This is a genomic window from Streptomyces sp. NPDC052701, assembly GCF_040678355.1.
In the GTDB taxonomy this organism is placed as follows: Bacteria; Actinomycetota; Actinomycetes; order Streptomycetales; family Streptomycetaceae; genus Streptomyces.
This window is the reverse complement of record NZ_JBFATO010000017.1, coordinates 78945-97325: the sequence shown is the minus strand read 5'-3', so window position 1 is coordinate 97325 and position 18381 is coordinate 78945. Positions and strand designations below refer to the sequence as shown.

At 75.4% G+C, this 18381-nt stretch carries 17 protein-coding genes and 2 pseudogenes; 7 read left to right on the top strand and 12 right to left on the bottom strand.

Annotation, left to right across the window (positions count from 1 at the left end; all coding sequences use genetic code 11):
- Nucleotides 1–8 precede the first annotated feature (8 nt).
- Complete coding sequence (locus AB0L29_RS20680) at nt 9–614, top strand: PadR family transcriptional regulator (RefSeq protein ID WP_365829138.1); 606 nt, start codon at nt 9–11, stop codon at nt 612–614.
- A gap of 9 nt (nt 615–623) precedes the next feature.
- The gene (locus AB0L29_RS20675) at nt 624–1349 is read left to right on the top strand and encodes a class I SAM-dependent methyltransferase (RefSeq protein ID WP_365829136.1); all 726 of its coding nucleotides are present in this window, start codon (nt 624–626) and stop codon (nt 1347–1349) included.
- 81 nt (nt 1350–1430) lie between these two features.
- On the opposite strand, the gene AB0L29_RS20670 is transcribed toward AB0L29_RS20675, so the two are convergent.
- The 9 genes and pseudogenes from AB0L29_RS20670 to AB0L29_RS20630 form a co-directional block, all read right to left on the bottom strand.
- A complete protein-coding gene (locus AB0L29_RS20670) occupies nt 1431–2252 on the bottom strand; it encodes an alpha/beta hydrolase (RefSeq protein WP_365829134.1) in 822 nt (273 codons plus the stop codon).
- Nucleotides 2253–2640: 388 nt separating this feature from the next.
- A complete protein-coding gene (locus tag AB0L29_RS20665; RefSeq protein WP_365829132.1) occupies nt 2641–3384 on the bottom strand; it encodes a GntR family transcriptional regulator in 744 nt (247 codons plus the stop codon).
- A gap of 129 nt (nt 3385–3513) precedes the next feature.
- Complete coding sequence (locus tag AB0L29_RS20660; protein WP_365829216.1) at nt 3514–3954, bottom strand: serine hydrolase domain-containing protein; 441 nt, start codon at nt 3952–3954, stop codon at nt 3514–3516.
- A 58-nt stretch (nt 3955–4012) separates the two neighbouring features.
- A pseudogene (locus AB0L29_RS20655) lies at nt 4013–4444 on the bottom strand (serine hydrolase domain-containing protein); the annotation flags it as partial.
- 80 nt (nt 4445–4524) lie between these two features.
- Nucleotides 4525–4674 (bottom strand): annotated as a pseudogene (locus AB0L29_RS20650) (EstA family serine hydrolase); the annotation flags it as partial.
- Nucleotides 4675–4785: 111 nt separating this feature from the next.
- Nucleotides 4786–5754, bottom strand: a complete 969-nt coding sequence (locus AB0L29_RS20645; RefSeq protein WP_365829129.1) for an acetylxylan esterase — start codon at nt 5752–5754, stop codon at nt 4786–4788.
- A gap of 312 nt (nt 5755–6066) precedes the next feature.
- Entirely contained in the window at nt 6067–6651 is a 585-nt protein-coding gene (locus AB0L29_RS20640) for a hypothetical protein (RefSeq protein WP_365829127.1), read from the bottom strand.
- 372 nt (nt 6652–7023) lie between these two features.
- Nucleotides 7024–7743: a ferredoxin reductase gene (locus AB0L29_RS20635; protein WP_365829215.1), complete on the bottom strand. Its 720-nt coding sequence runs from the start codon at nt 7741–7743 to the stop codon at nt 7024–7026.
- Nucleotides 7744–7822: 79 nt separating this feature from the next.
- A complete protein-coding gene (locus AB0L29_RS20630; protein ID WP_365829125.1) occupies nt 7823–8428 on the bottom strand; it encodes a sulfite oxidase-like oxidoreductase in 606 nt (201 codons plus the stop codon).
- Nucleotides 8429–8762: 334 nt separating this feature from the next.
- Here AB0L29_RS20630 and AB0L29_RS20625 point away from each other — a divergent pair, with 334 nt between their 5' ends.
- Nucleotides 8763–9572, top strand: a complete 810-nt coding sequence (locus tag AB0L29_RS20625) for a putative protein N(5)-glutamine methyltransferase (protein WP_365829123.1) — start codon at nt 8763–8765, stop codon at nt 9570–9572.
- A gap of 28 nt (nt 9573–9600) precedes the next feature.
- Here AB0L29_RS20625 and AB0L29_RS20620 read toward each other — a convergent pair whose 3' ends face one another.
- On the bottom strand, nt 9601–11682 hold the full coding sequence (locus tag AB0L29_RS20620) for a SpoIIE family protein phosphatase (protein ID WP_365829121.1): 2082 nt from the start codon (nt 11680–11682) through the stop codon (nt 9601–9603).
- 258 nt (nt 11683–11940) lie between these two features.
- Between AB0L29_RS20620 and AB0L29_RS20615 the strand changes: the two genes are divergently transcribed.
- The 3 genes from AB0L29_RS20615 (at nt 11941) to AB0L29_RS20605 (ending at nt 15271) form a co-directional block, all read left to right on the top strand.
- Nucleotides 11941–12309 carry a hypothetical protein gene (locus AB0L29_RS20615; protein ID WP_365829119.1) on the top strand — a complete coding sequence of 123 codons (369 nt, stop codon included), beginning with the start codon at nt 11941–11943 and terminating at the stop codon, nt 12307–12309.
- Between the two features lie 362 nt (nt 12310–12671).
- Nucleotides 12672–14687 (top strand): NADPH-dependent 2,4-dienoyl-CoA reductase, encoded by a 2016-nt coding sequence (locus AB0L29_RS20610; protein WP_365829117.1) that lies wholly within the window; start codon nt 12672–12674, stop codon nt 14685–14687.
- A 32-nt stretch (nt 14688–14719) separates the two neighbouring features.
- Nucleotides 14720–15271: a PadR family transcriptional regulator gene (locus AB0L29_RS20605; protein WP_365829114.1), complete on the top strand. Its 552-nt coding sequence runs from the start codon at nt 14720–14722 to the stop codon at nt 15269–15271.
- A gap of 68 nt (nt 15272–15339) precedes the next feature.
- Here AB0L29_RS20605 and AB0L29_RS20600 read toward each other — a convergent pair whose 3' ends face one another.
- Together AB0L29_RS20600 and AB0L29_RS20595 are read right to left on the bottom strand one after the other, a co-directional pair.
- Nucleotides 15340–15879: a hypothetical protein gene (locus tag AB0L29_RS20600; RefSeq protein ID WP_365829112.1), complete on the bottom strand. Its 540-nt coding sequence runs from the start codon at nt 15877–15879 to the stop codon at nt 15340–15342.
- Between the two features lie 364 nt (nt 15880–16243).
- Complete coding sequence (locus AB0L29_RS20595) at nt 16244–17263, bottom strand: fibronectin type III domain-containing protein (RefSeq protein ID WP_365829110.1); 1020 nt, start codon at nt 17261–17263, stop codon at nt 16244–16246.
- Between the two features lie 358 nt (nt 17264–17621).
- Between AB0L29_RS20595 and AB0L29_RS20590 the strand changes: the two genes are divergently transcribed.
- Entirely contained in the window at nt 17622–18326 is a 705-nt protein-coding gene (locus AB0L29_RS20590; protein WP_365829108.1) for a glycoside hydrolase family 75 protein, read from the top strand.
- The last annotated feature ends 55 nt before the right edge of the window (nt 18327–18381 follow it).

The window sequence follows — 18381 nt, the reverse complement described above, 5'->3', positions numbered from 1 at the left end:
ATGTCCACATGTCTCTCAAGTACGCCGTCCTGGCCGCCCTGCTGGAAGGCGAGGCATCGGGTTACGAGCTGTCCAAGGTCTTCGACGTCTCGCTCGCCAACTTCTGGGCCGCGACCCCGCAGCAGCTCTACCGGGAACTGGAGCGCCTGGCGCGGGACGGTCTGATCGAGGCCCGGATCGTGCGCCAGGAACGGCGGCCGGACAAGCGGATGTTCACGCTCACCGAGGCCGGCCGCGCCGATCTGCGGGCCTTCGCCGCCGAGCCCCCCAGGCGGCCCACCGCCATCCGGGACGAACTCCTGATCAAGATCCAGGCCATGGACGGGGCCGACCCCGAGGCGACCCGGGAGCTGGTCGAGGAGCGCATGGCGTGGGCGCGCGGCAAACTCGCCCGCTACGAGCGCGTACGCCAACGCCTGCTGGACGGCCGGACCGAGGAGGAGTACCTGCGCGAGGCCGACCGGGTCGGGCCGTACCTCACCCTGATGGGAGGCATCGGCTTCGAGCGGGAGAACCTGCGCTGGTGCGAGCGCGTTCTCGCGGTCCTGCGGCGGCGCGCTCCCCTGGAACCCGTCCTCGGGGCGGACGACGGGGACGCGCCGGACAGGCTCTAGGCTGGGCCGGTGTTCAGCCCCGAAGGCCCCAGTCTGCGCGAACTCGCCGTCCAGGCGCTGTCGTCCGTCGAACGCGGCTACGACCTCCTCGCGCCGAAGTTCGACCACACCCCCTTCCGGACGCCCGGTGCGGTGCTCGACGCGGTGGCGTCGGCACTGGAGCGGATCGGTCCCTTCGGCACCGGACTCGACCTGTGCTGCGGCACCGGCGGGGGCGTCGACGTACTGGCGCGGGTGTGCCGGGACGGCGTCACCGGGGTCGACTTCAGCGCGGGCATGCTCGCCGAAGCGCGGGAACGCCCCCGACCGGCGGGGCCGCCGGTCTCCTGGGTCCGCGCCGACGCCCGGGCCCTGCCCTTCGGGCCCGCCTTCGACCTCGTGGTGAGCTTCGGGGCGTTCGGGCACTTCCTGCCCCGGGAGCTTCCCGGGCTGTTCACGCAGGTGCACTCCGTCCTGCGGCCGGGCGGCCGCTTCGCCTTCCCCGTGGTCGCCCCGCCCCGCCCGGGTTCCGCCGGGTACTGGATGCTGCTGGGCTTCGACGCGGTGATGAGGGTGCGCAACGCGGTGTGGCGGCCGCCGTTCGTCATGTACTACCGGACCTTCCGGCTCGGGCCGGTGCGGCGGGAGCTGGCGCGGGCCGGGTTCTCCGTGGAGCTCCGGGCGCTGCCCGAGTTCGGGACACGGCAGGACGGCAGCCCGCGGGTGCGGCTGGTGGTGGCCCGGCGCCAGGACTGACCCCCCGCTCCACCGGCGCGCTCGACGGCGCCCCCGGGGGCGAGGGGCGTCCGGCGGGCCGGACCGCCGCCCCTCCGTGCCTCAGCCGCGCAGGAACTCCAGCAGATCGGCGTTGAAGGCCTGCTCGAAGTCGCCCACCAGACCGTGCGGTGCGCCCGGGTAGACCTTCAGCGTCGCGTTCCGGACGAGCTGAGCCGTCTTGTGGGCCGAGGCGCCGATCGGCACGATCTGGTCGTCGTCGCCGTGCGCGACCAGCGTCGGCACGTCGATGCGCCGCAGGTCCTCGGTGAAGTCGGTCTCCGAGAACTGCTCGACGCAGTCGTAGGCCCCCTTCAGCCCGACCTGCATGCTCCACGACCAGAAGGCGCGCCGCATGCCCTCCGACTCGGTGGCGCCCGGCCGGTTGTAGCCGTAGAAGCTCTCGCTCAGGTCCCAGTAGAACTGCGACCGGTCCGCCGCCACACCCGCGCGGATCCCGTCGAAGACCTCCTTCGGCGTGCCCTCCGGGTTGGCGTCGGTCCGCACCATCAGCGGCGGCACCGCGCCCAGCAGCACGGCCTTCGCGACCCGGGCGGTGCCGTGCCGGCCGATGTAGCGGGCCACCTCGCCGCCGCCGGTCGAGTGGCCCACCAGGACCACGTCGGTGAGGTCCAGCGACTCGATCAGTTCGGCCAGGTCGTCGGCGTACCGGTCCATGTGGTTGCCCTGCCACGGCTGCCCGGAGCGGCCGTGGCCGCGCCGGTCGTGCGCGATCGCGCGGAAGCCGTGCTCGGCGACGAGGCGGGCCTGCCCGTCCCACGTGTCGGCGTTGAGGGGCCAGCCGTGGCTGAACACCACGGGCTGTCCGCTGCCCCAGTCCTTGTAGTAGATCCCGGTTCCGTCGGACGTCGTGAAGATGCTCATGGAAACCCTCTCTCCGGAGGTACCGCGCACACAGCCGTGCGCCGGTCGGGCCGGGCGCCGCGCGGACGCCGGGGCGGTGCCCGCGCCCTCCGGCCCGCCACGGTCGATGGTCGGCGCGCGGGCGCGGTCCTGCATCTCGGCGCTCCCCACGGCCCCGGGACCGCGCGGCCGCCGGGATCCGCGGGAGCGGCCCGCCGAACGGGTGGCCGGCGACCGGCGGACGGATGGCCGGCGGCCACCGAACGGGTGACCGGCGGCCGCCGAACGGGGCACCGGCACGCACCGGACCCCGCCCCCGCCTCCCCGGCGCTCCGGGCCCGCACCCCGCGTGAACCGGGCCGGCCGGGGCGGCCGGGCCGGCAGCCCCGGCGTGCGCCGCCCCGCGCGGTCAGCTCGCGGCCGGCAGGGTGAACTCGTAGACCAGGGCCTCCTGCTGGGCGTTCACGAACAGGTCGGTGATCTCCAGCAGCCGGTCGTACTGGTCGTGCACCCGCCGGGTGACCCGCACCGACGGCGTGCCCGCCAGCGGCGTGATGCAGTCGCGGTGGTGCAGGGTCAGGCCCGCCCGGCGCATCCAGTCGTAGACCCGCCGCAGCTGAGCGCGGGCCGCCCCGTCGGCGCGGTCGCGGTAGCGGGCCAGCTCCTCGACCTCGGCGAGCGCCACGGTGGAGAACGTTGTCAGGGCCGTGCGCAGGACGTGGCCGTCGGCGGTCGTGGAGCGGTAGCGGTGCACCAGCGCCGGCCGGTCCGGGGCCAGCCCGAGGGCCTCGGCGTGCTCCGGCGGCGGGGGCTCCCAGGCGACGGTGGCCCGGGCCGCGGCGCCGGGATCCGCGGCCCGGGCGCCGACCGGGAAGGTGAGGAAGGCCGGGGACTCCACCGGCAGGCCGGGCAGCGTGGCGTGGCTGCCCCGCCGGTCGGTGGCGACCAGGCCGTCGCGGCGCAGCAGCTCCAACGCCTGCCGCACGGTCTCCCGGCTCACCCCGAAGTGCTCGGCCAACCGCCGCTCGGCCGGCAGCCGTCCACCGGGTGGGACGGTGCCGTCGTGCAGCTCCGTGAGCAACTGTGTCGCGATCCGCCGGTACAGCGGCCCTCCTCCGGTCGGCGAGTGGTCGTGCGGGGTGGTGCGGGCCATGCCGCGCCTCCTGGTGGTCACAGGCGGTAGCCGTGCGGGCTCATTGCGCCACCAGATCTAGCATTGGTCTAAACCACCAGGGAAGGGCGGGCCGCCGGTTCGGCCGAAACGCATCCGCCCGACCGGGCGTCAGAGCGCGCTGTACACCGCGTCGACCAGGGCCCTCTTGCGGGGGTCGTCGGCGATGTGGGGCCCCATCCGGTTCATGACGTAGCCCAGCGAGACGCCCGCCTCCGGGTCGGCGAGGCCGCAGGAGCCGCCGAAGCCGTCATGACCGAAAGCGCGCGGGTTGGGCCCGTACGAACCGTTGGGGCCGCTGAGCCACAGGCCCAGCCCCAGCTCGGTCTCGCCCTCCAGGCCGTCGCCGAGGACCAGGTCGCGGCACCGGCCCTGCCCCTCGCGCGCCCGCTCGGCCGCCTCGGGGGAGAGGATCCGGTGGCCGTCGTGCGTCCCGCGGCCCGCGAAGACGGCGTAGAGGGCGGCGACGGCCCGTGCCGTGCCCGTTCGCGGCCGGTATCTCGGCGGCCCGCCACTCGGGCGTGTTGGCGTCGGCCGCCCCCACCGGCGGATTGGTCAGCGTGGCGGCCGCGGCGGGCTCCAGCCGGCTGAGGACCGCCGCCCGCCCGTCGGCCGGCGCGGCCGGCGGCTGCACCAGCTCGGCCGCCCGTCCCGCATCCTTCCCCGGCAGTCCGACGGTGAAGTCGATCCCGAGCGGCCCGGTCACCTCCCGCTCCAGGAACGCCCCGGGCAGCAGCCCGGACACCCGTCGGACCACCTCGCCGACGAGGTGCCCGTACGTCAGCGCGTGATACCCGGACCGGGTCCCCGGCTCCCACCACGGCTCGGTCGCCGCGAGCCGCCGGGTCGTCAGCTCCCAGTCGTAGAGCTGCGCGAGCGAGTGCGGCTCGCGCAGGCCGCACAGGCCGGCGCGGTGCGACAGCAGGTGCCGTACGAGGACCTTCTCCTTGCCCGCCGCGGCGAACTCCGGCCAGTACGCGGCCACCGGCGCGTCGAGGTCCAGCGGCCCCAGGTCGGCCAGGACGTGCGCGCACAGCGCCACCGGCCCCTTCGACGTCGCCACACGTTGACCAGGGTGTCCCGCTCCCAGGGTCGGGTGCGGGCCGCGTCGGCCCAGCCGCCCCACAGGTCCGCCACCGTCACGCCGCCGACCGTGACGGTCACGGCGGCGCCGAGCTCCTGCCGTTCCCGGAAGTTCTCCTCGAACGCCGTGCGCACCGCCGCGAAACGCGGGTCGCAGTGGCCGTGGACCGCCGCCTCGTGCTCGGACATCGCCCCTCCCCGGACCGTCTCGGCACCGGGTCGCGCTGCCGCGCCGCGGGCGTCCAGAACGTACCGACTGGTCGGACCAGGAGGAAACCCCGCCGGCGGAGAAGGTCCGGATCAGGCGTACGACCGCATCCAGCGCAGCTTGGCCGCCTCCTGGAAGGGGCCGCCGCCCTCGTGGTCGTTGAAGTCGTACACCTCGATGGCCTTGTCGTCGTGCGCCCAGGCGTTGAAGGCCGCGAACACGGTGGAGGGCGGGCAGGTCTGGTCCTCCAGGGCGGCCGAGAACAGGGCGGGGGCCCGGCCGCGCGCGGCGAAGTGCACGCCGTCGAAGTAGGAGAGGGTGCGCCGGGCGTCCTCGGCGCGACCGCGGTGCGTCTTGAGGTAGAGGCCGATCTCCCGGTACGGATGGCGGTCCGTGAGGGTGGTGGCGCGCGGGAAGTCGCACAGGAAGGGCACGTCGGGGGCGACGGCGGCCAGGTCCGGGACCAGGCCGCCCACCGCGATCGCGATGCCGCCGCCCTGGCTGGCGCCGGTCGCCACCGTGCGCGCCGGGTCGGCCAGCGGGTGCGAGCGCGCCGCCTCGACGGCCCGTACCGCGTCCGTGAACACCCGGCGGTAGTAGTAGTTCTCGGGCGCGTCGAGGCCGCGCGTCATGAACCCGGGGTACGAGGGCGCGCCACCGACCGGATCCGCGGTGCCGCCGCCGGCGCCCCAGGCGCTGCCCTGCCCCCGGGTGTCCATCACGAAGTGCGCCCGGCCGCTGGACGCCCACAGCAGGTGCTCGTGCGGCAGGCCGCGTCCGCCCCCGTAGCCGATGAACTCCACGACCAGGGGCAGCGGGGCGCCGGCCCCGGCGGGCAGCGTCAGCCAGCCCTTGACCGGGTGCCCGCCGTACCCGGCGAACGTCACGTCGAACACCTCGACCGTGGCCAGGCCCGTGTCGACCGGGACGAAACGGGCGTCCAGGTCGTGTTCGCGTGCCTCCCGAAGGGTCTTCGACCAGAACGCGTCGAAGTCCTCCGGCTCGGTGGAGGCGCTGCGGTACGCGCGGAGTTCGTCCAGCGGAAGGTCGAACAGGGCCATCTGGGACCGCCTTTGCGAGGAGACAGCGCGGATGATCACACCGTACGGGGGCGGTCGGAGGGCTCGCCAGACTCGTGCCGCACTCCCGCGGGGCGGCGCTGCCCGGGCGTACGCGGCCGGAGCGCAGGCCACGCACGTGTGACCGCCCGCCGTGGGGAGCGGGCGGCGGGGTGTGGGCGGTGCGGCGGCGAGGCCGGGTGACCGGGCCACCCGCGCACCGCCCGGGACGGGGCCGGGGCGGATCACCGGCGTGCCGCCCGGGACGGGGCCGGGGCGGATCACCGGCGTGCCGCCCGGGAGCCGGCGCGCGGGTCACGCCCGGCGGTGGGACCACCGGGGCTCCGTGCGGGCCCACTCCCGTTCCCACTCGGCCAGTCGGCGGCTCAGGGCCACCCGGCGTACGGCGGCGTGCCCGAGGAGCACCACGGCCGTGGCACCGACCGCGACGCACACGCCGACGGTCACGGTGTGCTGCCAGACCGCGGAGCCGTCCACCGGCGGGGGGACACCGCGGCCCCGGGAGTCGAACCACACGTCGACGACATCGCCCTGCCGCGTCCCCGCGGGCACCCGCGCGACGGCGGTGCGCTCCGCCCCGCCCGGCTCGGTCCAGCGCACCGCCGCGCGGTACGCGTGCCGGCCGTCCGCCTGCATCGACGGCGGCGTGCCGGAGTCCCCGCCGACCACCTCCGCCCGCACACGGTGCCGCTCGGCCCGCTGCTCGGCCGCCGTCGCCCGCGCCTCGCCCTGGGCCCACCAGGCGGCGGCCGCCCCCGCCAGGGGCGCGCCCACCAGCAGCAGAACGGCGACGGCCAGTACCGTCCACGCCTCCACCACGTCCGACCGGCGCCGCAGCGGACTGCGCCGCCAGCGCCAGCCGCGCACTCGGGTTCGCATGTCGACCTCCTCGCCGCCACCCCGGCCGCAGGACCGGACAAGCCGTACGGGGTGGCACCGCCGTGCCCTTCGCGCCACGCGTGCGAGCGCCCGCTCCCCTTCCGGTACCCCGTCCGGCGGGCCCCGACCGCCTGCGGTGCGGCCCGGGCGGGCGCGACGTGGGCGACGCCCGCCGGACGGAGGGGGCGGTGCGCCGGGTGCCGCCGGACCGCGGGGGAACCGGGCGGCCGGGACGTGCGGGGCGGCCCGTGTGCGGAGGGGCGCCACGGGGCACTGCCCCGTGGCGCCCGCCCGGGGGCTCGGGCAGGCGCCCGGCCCGGCACGGCGGCACACCGGGCCCGGGGCGCGGCGGGGCCCCGGGCGCCGTGGGCGTCAGCCGAAGCGCTCGATGCGGATCCGGTCCACCGGCTGGCCGGCCGCCACCAGCAGCCGCGTGGCGTGCTCGGCGAAGGAGTTGGAGCCGCACACATAGGCCTCCCACCCACCGGCAGGGCGCTCGGCCAGGAGCGGCGCCACATGTGCGGCCGTCATACGTCCCACGGGCACACCCTCCGGGGCGCTCCGGGTGAACACCCGTGTGGTCTCCGCGCCGAGCTCCCGCGCGTAAAGGAGTTCCTCGGGGCTGCGCGCCGACACCAGCAGCCGCAGCGGCACCGACAGGCCCCGCGCCCGGTGGTGCCGCACCATCGACATCAGCGGGACGACACCGGAGCCTGCGCCGATCAGCAGCGCCGGCCGGTCGCCCGGCCAGGCGAAGAAGCCGCTCAGCGGGCCGCGCACCGCCACCTGGTCACCGGGCCGGGCCACCGTGTGGAACCACCCGGAGACCTCGCCGCCCTCGACGTGGTCGAGGGTCAGCTCGATGTGCCCGGAGTCGTCGGGCGCCGACGCGATCGAGTAGTGGCGCTGGGCCGTGTAGCCGTCCCCGGCGGTCAGGCGCAGCATCAGGTGCTGGCCGGGCAGGTGCCCGGGCCAGCCGGGCACGGCGAACCGGAAGGTCGCGGCGCGCGGCGTCTCGCGGCGGATCCCGGTGAGCGTGGCGGTCCGCCACACCGAGGCGGCCTGCTCGCTCACGGCGATCCGCCCGGGCACGGCGAACCGCGTCGGGGGCGTGAAGGGCTCCGCCTGCGCCTGTGCCTGCGTCCGGGGCCCGGTGGCCGTCGTCTGGGTCTCAGTCACCGGAGTACCGCTGCTCCTCCCAGGGGTTGCCGCGCGCGTGGTAGCCGTTCTGCTCCCAGAAACCCGGCTCGTCGTGGTCGAGGAGCCGCAGGCCCGCGATCCACTTGGCGCTCTTCCAGAAGTACAGGTGCGGCACCAGCAGCCGCGCCGGGCCCCCGTGCTCGGCCGGCAGCGGCCTGCCGTCGTACTCCCAGGCGATCCAGGCGCGCCCGCCGGTCAGATCCGCCAGCGGGAGGTTGGTGGTGTAGCCGGTGTGCGAGTAGGCGACGGCGTGTGTGGCCGACCCGTGGGGCCGGACCACATCCAGGAAGGCGTCCAGGGACACGCCCGTGAACCGCACCCCGAACTTGGACCAGCTCGTCACGCAGTGGATGGCGCCCTCGTACGCCGACGCCGGCAGCCGGTGCGCCTCCTCCCAGGTCCAGGTGCGGGGCTCCGCCACCAGTCCGTCGATCCGGAAGGTCCAGTCGGCGGGCGACAGGTCGGGAGTGACCTCGGCGGACAGGACGGGCCAGTCGTCACCCGCGTCGTACTGCCCGGGCGGCAGCCCCGGGTTGTCGACGCGGGGGCGCCCGGTGAAGCCTCGGGTGACGTTCATGCGGGGAGTGCCTCCGTACGTGTTTGCACCTTCAACCGTAAGGGGTCGCCCGGTCCGCCCCCGCCTCCGGTCCGTCCCACGGCCGTGAAGACCGTATGAAATCCTCCGCCCCGGTGGGGAGGGCCGGGGGCCGCCCCGGACCGGGGGCCGGTGGACGGGCGGGGCATCGGGTAGTGTGCCGTCCGGCTGTGGACGGTCCCGGCCGCCGGAAGCCGGGGAGGTGAGACCCATCACCGCTGTGTCGGCTCGGGCGCTCTCCCTTCGAGGCAGCGCGGATCACCCGCGGTAGGTGACCGCCGGGGCGCCCTTCGCTCCCGAAAGGCTCTTGGCTTCCATGCCCTCTCCCTCCTCCGTCTCCCCTTCCTCCTCCTCGCCGTCCTCCCGCGACCGCGTCGTGGCCGAGCTGCGTGCCGCCGGCTGCGTCTTCGCCGAGGACGAGGCCGAGTTGATCCTCGCCGCCGCGCGCACCCCGGACGAGGTCGCCGCCCTGGTGGCGCGCCGCGTCGCGGGGCTGCCTCTCGAACTCGTCGTCGGCTGGGCCGAGTTCCGGGGCCTGCGCGTCACGGTGGAGCCCGGTGTGTTCGTGCCCCGGCGTCGCACCGAGTTCCTGGTGGAACAGGCCCTCGCCCAGGCCCCCGGCGCGACCGTCGTCGTGGACCTGTGCTGCGGCTCGGGCGCCGTCGGCGCGGCGCTGGCCGCCGCGCTCGGCCGGGTCGAGCTGCACGCCGCCGACATCGATCCCGCCGCCGTGCGCTGCGCCCGCCGGAACCTGGCCGCCGCCGGCGGGCAGGTGCACACCGGCGACCTGTTCGAGGCGCTGCCCGGCGAGGTCCGCGGCCGCGTCGACATCCTGGCGGCCAACGTGCCGTACGTGCCCAGCGACGAGATCGGCCTGCTCCCCGCCGAGGCGCGGGACCACGAGCCGCGGGCCGCCCTCGACGGCGGCACGGACGGCCTCGACGTCCTGCGCCGGGTCGCCGCGCAGGCGCCGCGCTGGCTGGCGCCCGGTGGCTGCGTCCTGGTGGAGACGAGCGGGCAGCAGGCGCGGGCGGCCGTCGACGCCTTCGCCCGCGCCGGGCTGACGACCCGTCTGGCGTTCTCCGGCGACCTGCACGCCCATGTCGTGATCGGCGTCCGGCCGTGATGCGGCGTCCGGCCGTGATGCGGGCGCCTCACCGGCCGGGTTCGACCACCCGGGCGATGAGCAGCGCCACGTCGTCGGAGTTGTCGGGCTCGTGCAGGGTGCGCAGCAGGAGGTCGCAGACCTCCTCCAGCGGGCGGTCGGGACCGTCCAGCAGGGTCAGCAGGGTGGCGAGCCGCTCGTCGAGCAGGTGCCGGCGGGTCTCGACGAGGCCGTCGGTGTAGAGCACCAGCCGGTCGCCGGGCTCCAGGTCGACGGTGGTCGTGCGGAAGCCGACGCCGCCGACGCCCAGCGGCACCCCGGTGGGCAGCTCCAGCAGCTTCGGGGGGCGGCCGGCGCGCACCCGGACCGGCGGCAGGTGCCCGGCGTTGGCGATCCGGCACTGCCGCAGACGGGGGTCGTGGACGGCGTACACGCAGGTGGCGATGGCGTCGTCCAGGCCGGCCGTGATCCGGTCCAGGTGCTCCAGGAGCAGCGCCGGGTCCAGGTCGAGGGAGGCCAGGGTGTTGGTGGCCGTACGCAGCCGCCCCATGGTCGTCGCGGCGGCGATGCCGCTGCCCATCACGTCGCCCACGACGAGCGCCGTCTTGCCGCCGTCCAGCGGGATCACGTCGAACCAGTCGCCGCCGACCTCGCTGGTGGCCCCCGCGGGCTGGTAGCGGGAGGAGACCTCCAGACCGCCCGTCGTCGACGGGTGACTGGGCAGCAGGCTGCGCTGGAGGGTGAGGGCGATGTCGCGGGCGTTCTGGTACCAGCGGGCGTTGTCGATCTGCACGGCCGCGCGGGCCGCCAGCTCCCGGGCCAGCAGCAGGTCGTCCTCGCTGAACGGCAGCGGATTGCGGGTGCGCTTGAGGTCGAGGGCGCCGAGCACCTCGCCGCGCGCGATCAGCGGCACGGCCAGGTAGGAGTGCACCCCCGCCCGGCCGAGCAGCTGCGCCGCCTCGGGGGAGCGGGCGATGCGGGGCAGGTCCTCGTCCTTCACCCGCGGCAGCATCACGGGGCGGCCGGAGCGCACGCACTCGGTGACGAGGCGGTCGGGGGCGTACCGGGCCACCCGGCCGGGCGGATCGGCGGCCCGCACCGCCTCGGGGGATTCGTCGCCCTGCACGGCCAGTGCCCGGATCACCGCCGGCTCGGCCGGCCCGAAGCTGCTGCGACGGCCCTTGACGACCGCGTCCAGCAGGTCCACGGCCGCCACGTCGGCCAGCTCCGGGACGGCCACGTCGGCGAGCTCCCGCGCGGTGCGGTCCAGGTCCAGCGTGGTGCCGATGCGCGCGGAGGCGTCGGCGATCAGGGCCAGGCGGCGGCGGGCGGCCTCGGCCTCGACGCCCGCCCGGTACTGCTCGGTGATGTCGGCGACCGAGACGGCCACGCCCAGTACGTTGCCCAGGGTGTCCTCCAGCCGGTACATGGAGACCGTCCAGGCGTGCTCCCGGTCGGGGTCGGCGTGGGTACGGCCGATCGTGGACTGCTCCAGGAGCGGCCGGCCGGTCTCCAGGACCTGGCGGGCGGCGGCCTCCACGGCCGAGGAGTCCACCAGCGGCAGCACCTCGTGGATCGTGCGGCCCAGGTGCTCCTCGGCGGAGACGCCGTTGATCCGCTCCAGCGCCGGGTTGACCGTGACGTACCGCAGGTCGGTGTCCAGGACGGCCAGCCCCATCGGGGCTTGCGCGATCATGCGCGTCGACAGCGCCACGTCGCGCTCCAGCCGGCGCACGGTCGACTGGTCGGCGGCGAGTCCCAGGGCGTAGACGTCGCCCCGGCCGTCCAGCAGCCGCATGTTGCGGAACTCCACGAGCCGGGTGCTGCCGTCCTTGCGGCGGATGGGGAAGGCCCCGGCCCAGTTCCGGCCGGTCTCCATCACCTCGGAGAACAGCTTGACCACCATGTCGAGGTGCTGCTCGTGCACCATGATCCGGGCGGCGTAGTGCCCGAGCGCCTCCTGCGCCGTGTACCCGAACAGCTCCTCGGCCTGAGGGCTCCACAGCACGATCCGCCCCTCGGCGTCGAGGACCACCGAGGCCATGCCCAGCACGTCGAGCAACCCGCTCGGCTCCACCGGCCCGCGCATCGGCTCGTCATCCCCGGCCGTGGGAGACCCGGCTGCACTCATCGCACGCCCGCCTTCGCCCGTTCCTCGCGGCACGCCGTCACGGTGCCGACTCCCCTTGTTGTACCGCGCCAGGAGCCGTTCCTCCGACGCCTGTGCCGTCTCCTTCCACCATCTCCCAACACGGCGGCCGTCGCGCTGCAGAGCCGGCGGGGCGGTGGTGCCGCGCGGCCCGCGCCGCCGGTAGTGCTTCCCGGAAGGTGGTGCTTTGCTGGGGTGGGGGCGGGGCAGCGCAGCGCGGCCACGAGAGGAGCGACCACGATGGACAGCGAGCGACCGCACCCGGAGTCCGTCTCGGTGGAGATCAGCGGATGCAGCAAGCACGACGCCCGGACCGTGTTCGACGCCCTGTGCGCCTGCTTCGCCTCCGACCGGTGCTCCGACGACGTACCGGAGGAACTGCACAGGACTCGTCCGACGGTGTGGCTCGGCACGTTCGACGTCGCCGACGCGCACGAGGGCGCCCGTCCGGTCCGGCTGGGGTCCTCCGTCGTCGCCGACGCGCACGGCGGGTACTGGGCGATCGACCGGTTCCGCAGGACCCTGGACTCCCTGTTCACCGTGCACGACCTGAGCACGGTGCCCGGTGACCAGGAGAAGGAGCTGCACGTCCGGCTGGAGAGCCGGTAGCGGCCCCGGCGGCCGGGCGGGTGAGGAGCGGCCGCCGGCGTGACCGGTGTGCCGGCCGCCGGGGCGCCCGTGCCGGGCGGGCCGGCCCGGCGGTCCCCGGCCCTGGCCGCCTTCTCCCGTGAGGCCGCGACGAGCGGGGCGGCGGCGCGGGAGCCCTTCGCCGGTGCCCGGGAGCCCAACCCGGTCCGGCGGGTGCGCGGACCCGGCCCGCGCGCCCGCCGCCGGCGAGGCGGCGCGGACGTCCCGTCCCGGTTCCCCGGCCATAGCCCCGCTGTGCCCTCCGTCACCTTTGTGCAACTAGTTGCATAAACAGTCGGGCGTCCTCTACAACTACAGGGACGACACCGCGCACGGAGGGCCCGATGACCCGTTACCCGCACCTGCTGAACCCGCTCGACCTGGGGTTCACCACCCTGCCCAACCGGGTCCTCATGGGCTCCATGCACGTGGGTCTGGAGGAGGCCGAGAACGGCTTCGCGCGCATGGCGGAGTTCTACGCCGAGCGCGCCCGCGGGGGAGTGGGCCTGATCGTCACCGGCGGCATCGCGCCCAACGAGGAGGGGCGGCCGTACGAGGGCGGCGCCAAGCTCACCACCGAAGCGGAGGCGGAGCGGCACCGGGTCGTCACCGAGGCCGTGCACCGCGCGGGCGGACGGATCGCGATGCAGCTCCTGCACTTCGGCCGGTACGCCTACCACCAGGACCTGGTCGCCCCGAGCCCGCTCCAGGCGCCGATCAGCCCCTACCCGCCCCGCGAGCTCACCGACGACGACGTCGAGCGCACCATCGACGACTACGTCCGCGCCGCCCGCCTGGCCCGGCGGGCCGGCTACGACGGCGTCGAGATCATGGGCTCCGAGGGCTACCTGATCAACGAGTTCGTCGCCGCCCGGACCAACCACCGCACCGACCGCTGGGGCGGCTCGTACGAGAACCGCATGCGCTTCCCCGTGGAGATCGTGCGCCGCGTGCGCGAGGCGGCCGGCGAGGACTTCATCCTCATCTACCGGCTGTCCATGCTGGACCTCGTACCGGGCGGCTCCACGCTCGAGGAGGTGATCGCGCTCGCCAAGGCCGTCGAGGCCGCCGGGGCGACCCTCATCAACACCGGCATCGGCTGGCACGAGGCCCGCATCCCCACCATCGCCACCTCCGTGCCGCGCGGTGCGTACACCTGGGTGACCAAGCGGCTGATGGGCGAGGTGTCGGTCCCGCTGGTCACCACCAACCGCATCAACACCCCCGACCTCGCCGAGCGACTGCTCGCCGAGGGGTACGCCGACATGGTGTCGATGGCCCGCCCGATGCTCGCCGACCCCGGCTTCGTCGCCAAGGCCGCGGCCGGCCGCCCCGAGGCGATCAACACCTGCATCGGCTGCAACCAGGCCTGCCTCGACCACACCTTCAGCGGGAAGATCACCTCCTGCCTGGTCAACCCGCGCGCCTGCCACGAGACCGAGCTGGTCCTCTCCCCGGCCCGGCGGCGCAAGCGCGTCGCCGTCGTCGGCGCGGGCCCGGCCGGCCTCGCCTGCGCCGTGAGCGCCGCCGAACGCGGCCACCGCGTCACCCTGTTCGACGGCGCCGGCGAGATCGGCGGCCAGCTCAACGTCGCCCGCAGGGTCCCCGGCAAGCAGGAGTTCGACGAGACGCTGCGCTACTTCCGCACCCGGCTCGCCGAGGAGGGCGTGGACGTCCGCCTGAACACCTGGGCGGGCGCGGACGACCTGGCCGACCACGACGAGGTCGTCGTCGCCACCGGCGTCGTCCCGCGCGTCCCCGACATCCCCGGCGTCGACCACCCGAGCGTCCTCGGCTACCTCGACGTGCTGCGGGGCGCCGCCCCCGTGGGCGACCGCGTCGCGATCCTCGGCGCGGGCGGCATCGGCTTCGACGTCGCCGCGTACCTCACCGACGGAGGCGACAGGGCCCACGAGGACCCGGCGACGTACTTCCGCCACTGGGGCGTCGACCTCGACTACCGCGCGCCCGGCGGCCTCACCGCGCCCGCGCGTCCCGTCCCGCCGCGCACCGTCCACCTGCTCCAGCGCAAGGCCACCAAGGTCGGCGCCGGACTCGGCAGGACCACCGGCTGGATCCACCGCACCGAGCTCAGGCACCGCGGCGTCACCATGGTCCCGGGCGTGCGCTACGACCGGATCGACGACGCCGGACTGCACGTCACCGTCGACGGCGAGAGCACGGTGCTGGAGGTCGACACGGTCGTCCTGTGCACCGGGCAGGAGCCGCGCCGGGACCTCTACGAGGAACTCCTCGCCGCCGGGCGCCGCGCACACCTCGTCGGAGGCGCCGACGTGGCCGCCGAACTGGACGCCAAGCGCGCCGTCAAGCAGGGCACCGAGCTGGCTGCGGCCCTGTAGGGGCGGGGCCGGCGCGTCCCTAGGATGACCGCATGTCACTCCCGCACGCGATCCTCACCGCCCTGCTCGAGAAGCCGTCGTCGGGGCTGGAGCTGACCCGCCGGTTCGACAAGTCGATCGGCTACTTCTGGTCGGCGACGCACCAGCAGATCTATCGCGAGCTGGGAAAGCTGGAGGCCGGGGGACTGATCCGCGCCCTGCCGGCCGAACAGCCCACCCGCGGCCAGAAGAAGGCCTACGAGGTCCTGCCCGCGGGCCGCGCCGAACTGGCCCGCTGGACCGCCGCCTCCCAGGACCCCAAGCCGCACCGCGACGCGCTGCTGCTGCGGCTGCGGGCGGCGGCCGTGGTCGGCACCGCGGGCCTGGAGGCCGACCTTCGGCGCCATCTCGAACTGCACGAAAGGCAGTTGGCGGAGTACCGGGAGATCGAGAGGCGCGACTTCCCGCCGGGCCGGGACAGCCCCCAGGACCGGCTCCAGCACCTGGTGCTCCAGGCCGGCATCGACCTGGAGACCTTCTGGACCCGGTGGCTCGGCCGTGCCCTCGCGGAGTTCGCCGACCTGCCCGGCCACGAGCCGGGCTGACGCCGCGCGGCCCGCGCGCCCCTGCACCCGCGCGCCGCAGGGGCGCTCGGGCGTGGTGCGGACGTCGTTCACAGCCGGTACGGCTTGTTGCGCCGGCGCAGCAGGTACAGGGCCGTGGCGACGAGCCCGGTCCCGACCAGCGCGCCGCCCGCCACCAGCGTGACGGTGCCGTAGTCCTTCGAGGCCCCGCCGAGCCCGCCCATCACCCCGCGCGAGGGCGAGGCCGTCGGGGACGCGGTCGGCGTGTGGGGCGCGGAGACGATGACGGCCTGGCTGCCCGCGGTGTTGCCGTTGGAGCACATGACGACGACGGTGTACGTGCCCGGGCTGACGTTGGACCAGGCGGCCGACTGGTTGCCGGCCGACCCCGACAGCGCCACCTGGCGTCCCTGCGAGAAGGCCGCCTGGCCGCTGGTGAGCAGCGAGGCGAGGCCCCAGCTTCCGTTGACCTGGGTGCACGCGCTGGTGGTGACCGAGACGGTCGTGCCGGTGGTGCTCACCGAGATCCCCGGAGCCGAGGCGGCCGGGCCGGCGGTCAGGGCGAGCGGAAGCGCGGCGACGGCCGCCACGGTCAGCCCGGAGCGGAGAAGTGGCGATGAGTTGCGCATGTGACTGCCCTCCGGCGGCACGGTTGGCGGTACATCCCTTGCGCCGCCGGGGGTCGGGGAACGCCCGTGCTGCCTCGAGGCCAGCCAATGCTCCAGGGCGCCTTCCCGCACTCCGGCCGCCGCCGGGCAGGTGACGGATTCCCGCCTCCGGAGGATCGCGGCCGGGCTCCCGGACGACGCTTCCCGGGTGCCGGGTGCCGGGTGCCGGGTGCCGGGTGCCGGGTGCCGACGCCGGACGCCGGGTGCCGGGCGGTGCGTCCCGGACGCCGGGTCCGCCCGGACGCCGGGTCCGCCCGGCGCCGCGCTCACCGGGTGCCGGATCCGCGGGACGCCGAAGCCCGGACGGCGGCCCGCGGGAGGTGCGTCACCGCGGCTGCCGCCCCGTAGCCGCCGTCCCCGTGGTCACCGTCCGTTCCGCGGAGAAGCCGCCCCAGGTGCCGTCCGGCAGCCTGGGGCGCAGCCGCACCCGGTGGCTGACGCCCGCCTCGCGTCCCACGTAGAAGCTGTACGTCGCCCGGTCGCGCGGCGGCTTCCCGCCGAACACCAGGGAGGTGGCCGGCCGGCCGTCCAGGTGGACCTCGTACTCGGTGATCACCCCGTCCGTGCGCGGCGGCACCCAGCTGAGGTCGATGTAGTACGCCCCGTCGGACCGGCGGCTCGCCGCCCGGAAGCCGGTGGGCGCGGCGGCCCGGCCGTCGTCGCTGCCCGGAGTGGTGAGACGGACGACGGCGCCGGCCGGCGAGACGTTGTCGGCGGCGTCGCGGGCCCGCACGGTGAAGGCGTAGCGCGTACCGGGGCGCAGCCCCGTCACCACGGTCGCCGTCTGCCCCCCGCCCACGCTGTGGATCTTCACCCCTCCCTGGTGGACGTCGTACGACACCACGCCCCGGTCGTCCCTCGACGCCGACCACGACAGCTGGGCCGCCCGGCTCCCGACCGCGCGTCCCCGGAGCGCCGAGGGGCGGGTCGGGGCGGAGCGGTCGGCCGCGGCGGCCGCGGGGGTCCTCGCCCGGACCTCCCGGCTGCTCGGTCCGAGCCGCCCCTCGGTGTCCCGCGCCCGTACGGTGAAGACGTACGTGGTGGACGGCTTGAGCCTGGTGACGTCCACCATGTGCTCCGAAGCCGGGACTTCCTTCACCTTCGTGGTGCCGCGATATACCTCGTACCCGTCGATCCCGTCGCCCGCGGTGACCGCGTTCCACATGACGTGCACGCTCGTCGCGCTGCCGGCCTCGGCGGTGACGCCCGTGGGAGCCGCGGGCAGCCGGCCGCCGTCCTCGCCGCCCGTGCCTCCCCAGCCGCAGGAGGTGGCCAGGAGGAGCGCGCCGCAGAGCGCGGCACGGCGGCGCAGGGGAGCGGGGACGGAAAAGGGAACGCCTCGCACGGCTCTGCCTCCCCAGGCCTGGATCGAATGGTCCGGACCAATATGACGCCGCTGACGCGATCACATCAAGGGGGTCGTCGTGGTGACCGCGCGCGGGGGTTACGTATCCTGAAGTTCCTCATGGCCGAACTCCTCACGAGGGCTGGGGAGTTCCCGCCTGCGGCGCGGGCCGCTGTCGTCGCAGACCCCGCGCCGGCACGGTGGCCGGGCGGCCCGAGCCCTTCCCGGACTCGGGTTCCCGGCCCCTGTCGGCGGCCCGGGCCGTGCACCGTCCGGCCCCCCAGCGGTGGCCTCCCGTGCGCTTCGGCACCACATTGGGCCGAGTGTCGTCGAGTCTCCCGGAAGAGGCCTGTCCATCGTGTGTGCCCCGTTACTGACACTGGCCGCGGCCGGCGCCGTCCTGCTCGCCCCGGCGACCTTCCCCGCCGCCGGACCGCCCGGACACCGGCTGGGCGCGGAACCCGTCGCGTGGCGCGAGGGGACCGTCCGCGCCGCCGACCTGCTGGCCGAGGTGCGGGACTGCGCGCCCGTCTCGCGCGGCCACTACCGCAGCGACAGCGGCGCGCCCGCGTCCATCCCGGTCTGCGGCACCCCTGACGCCGTCTTCTGGAAGGCCGACATGGACATCGACTGCGACGGCCGCCCCGGTCCCCGCTGCAACAGCGCCACCGATCCGTACTTCTCCGCGGGCACGGCCTTCGCACAGTCCGACGGCCGCCCGCTGAGCGCGGAGAGCCTGCCCTTCGTCGTCGTGCCCGCCCCGGGCCCCGTCTGGGACTACCGGGCCCACGGCCTGCGGGGCGGGTCGGTCGCGGCCGTGGTCTACCAGGACCGGGTGCAGTACGCGGTCGTCGGCGACACCGGCCCTCAGGACGTCATCGGCGAGGCGTCCTACGCCACCGCCGAGGCACTCGGCATACCCCCCGACCCGCAGGGCGGCGGCACGCCCTCCGGCGTCACGTACATCGTCTTCAAGGACTCCCGGGTCACCCCCATCGAGGACCACGCGGAGGCCGTGGCGACGGGGGAGCGGCTGGCACAGCGGTTCGTCGCGGACGACTGAGCCGCCGCGGAGGCGCCGGCCGGCCGTCGCCGGCCCGCGGACCGGCACGGCGACG

Coding starts and splice junctions, on each gene's coding strand:
- AB0L29_RS20680 (WP_365829138.1), top strand. CDS start 9: ATGTCTCTCAAGTACGCCGTCCTGGCCGCCCTGCTGGAAGGCGAGGCA.
- AB0L29_RS20670 (WP_365829134.1), bottom strand. CDS start 2,252: ATGAGCATCTTCACGACGTCCGACGGAACCGGGATCTACTACAAGGAC.
- AB0L29_RS20665 (WP_365829132.1), bottom strand. CDS start 3,384: ATGGCCCGCACCACCCCGCACGACCACTCGCCGACCGGAGGAGGGCCG.
- AB0L29_RS20645 (WP_365829129.1), bottom strand. CDS start 5,754: ATGGCCCTGTTCGACCTTCCGCTGGACGAACTCCGCGCGTACCGCAGC.
- AB0L29_RS20640 (WP_365829127.1), bottom strand. CDS start 6,651: ATGCGAACCCGAGTGCGCGGCTGGCGCTGGCGGCGCAGTCCGCTGCGG.
- AB0L29_RS20630 (WP_365829125.1), bottom strand. CDS start 8,428: ATGAACGTCACCCGAGGCTTCACCGGGCGCCCCCGCGTCGACAACCCG.
- AB0L29_RS20625 (WP_365829123.1), top strand. CDS start 8,763: ATGCCCTCTCCCTCCTCCGTCTCCCCTTCCTCCTCCTCGCCGTCCTCC.
- AB0L29_RS20620 (WP_365829121.1), bottom strand. CDS start 11,682: ATGAGTGCAGCCGGGTCTCCCACGGCCGGGGATGACGAGCCGATGCGC.
- AB0L29_RS20615 (WP_365829119.1), top strand. CDS start 11,941: ATGGACAGCGAGCGACCGCACCCGGAGTCCGTCTCGGTGGAGATCAGC.
- AB0L29_RS20610 (WP_365829117.1), top strand. CDS start 12,672: ATGACCCGTTACCCGCACCTGCTGAACCCGCTCGACCTGGGGTTCACC.
- AB0L29_RS20605 (WP_365829114.1), top strand. CDS start 14,720: ATGTCACTCCCGCACGCGATCCTCACCGCCCTGCTCGAGAAGCCGTCG.
- AB0L29_RS20600 (WP_365829112.1), bottom strand. CDS start 15,879: ATGCGCAACTCATCGCCACTTCTCCGCTCCGGGCTGACCGTGGCGGCC.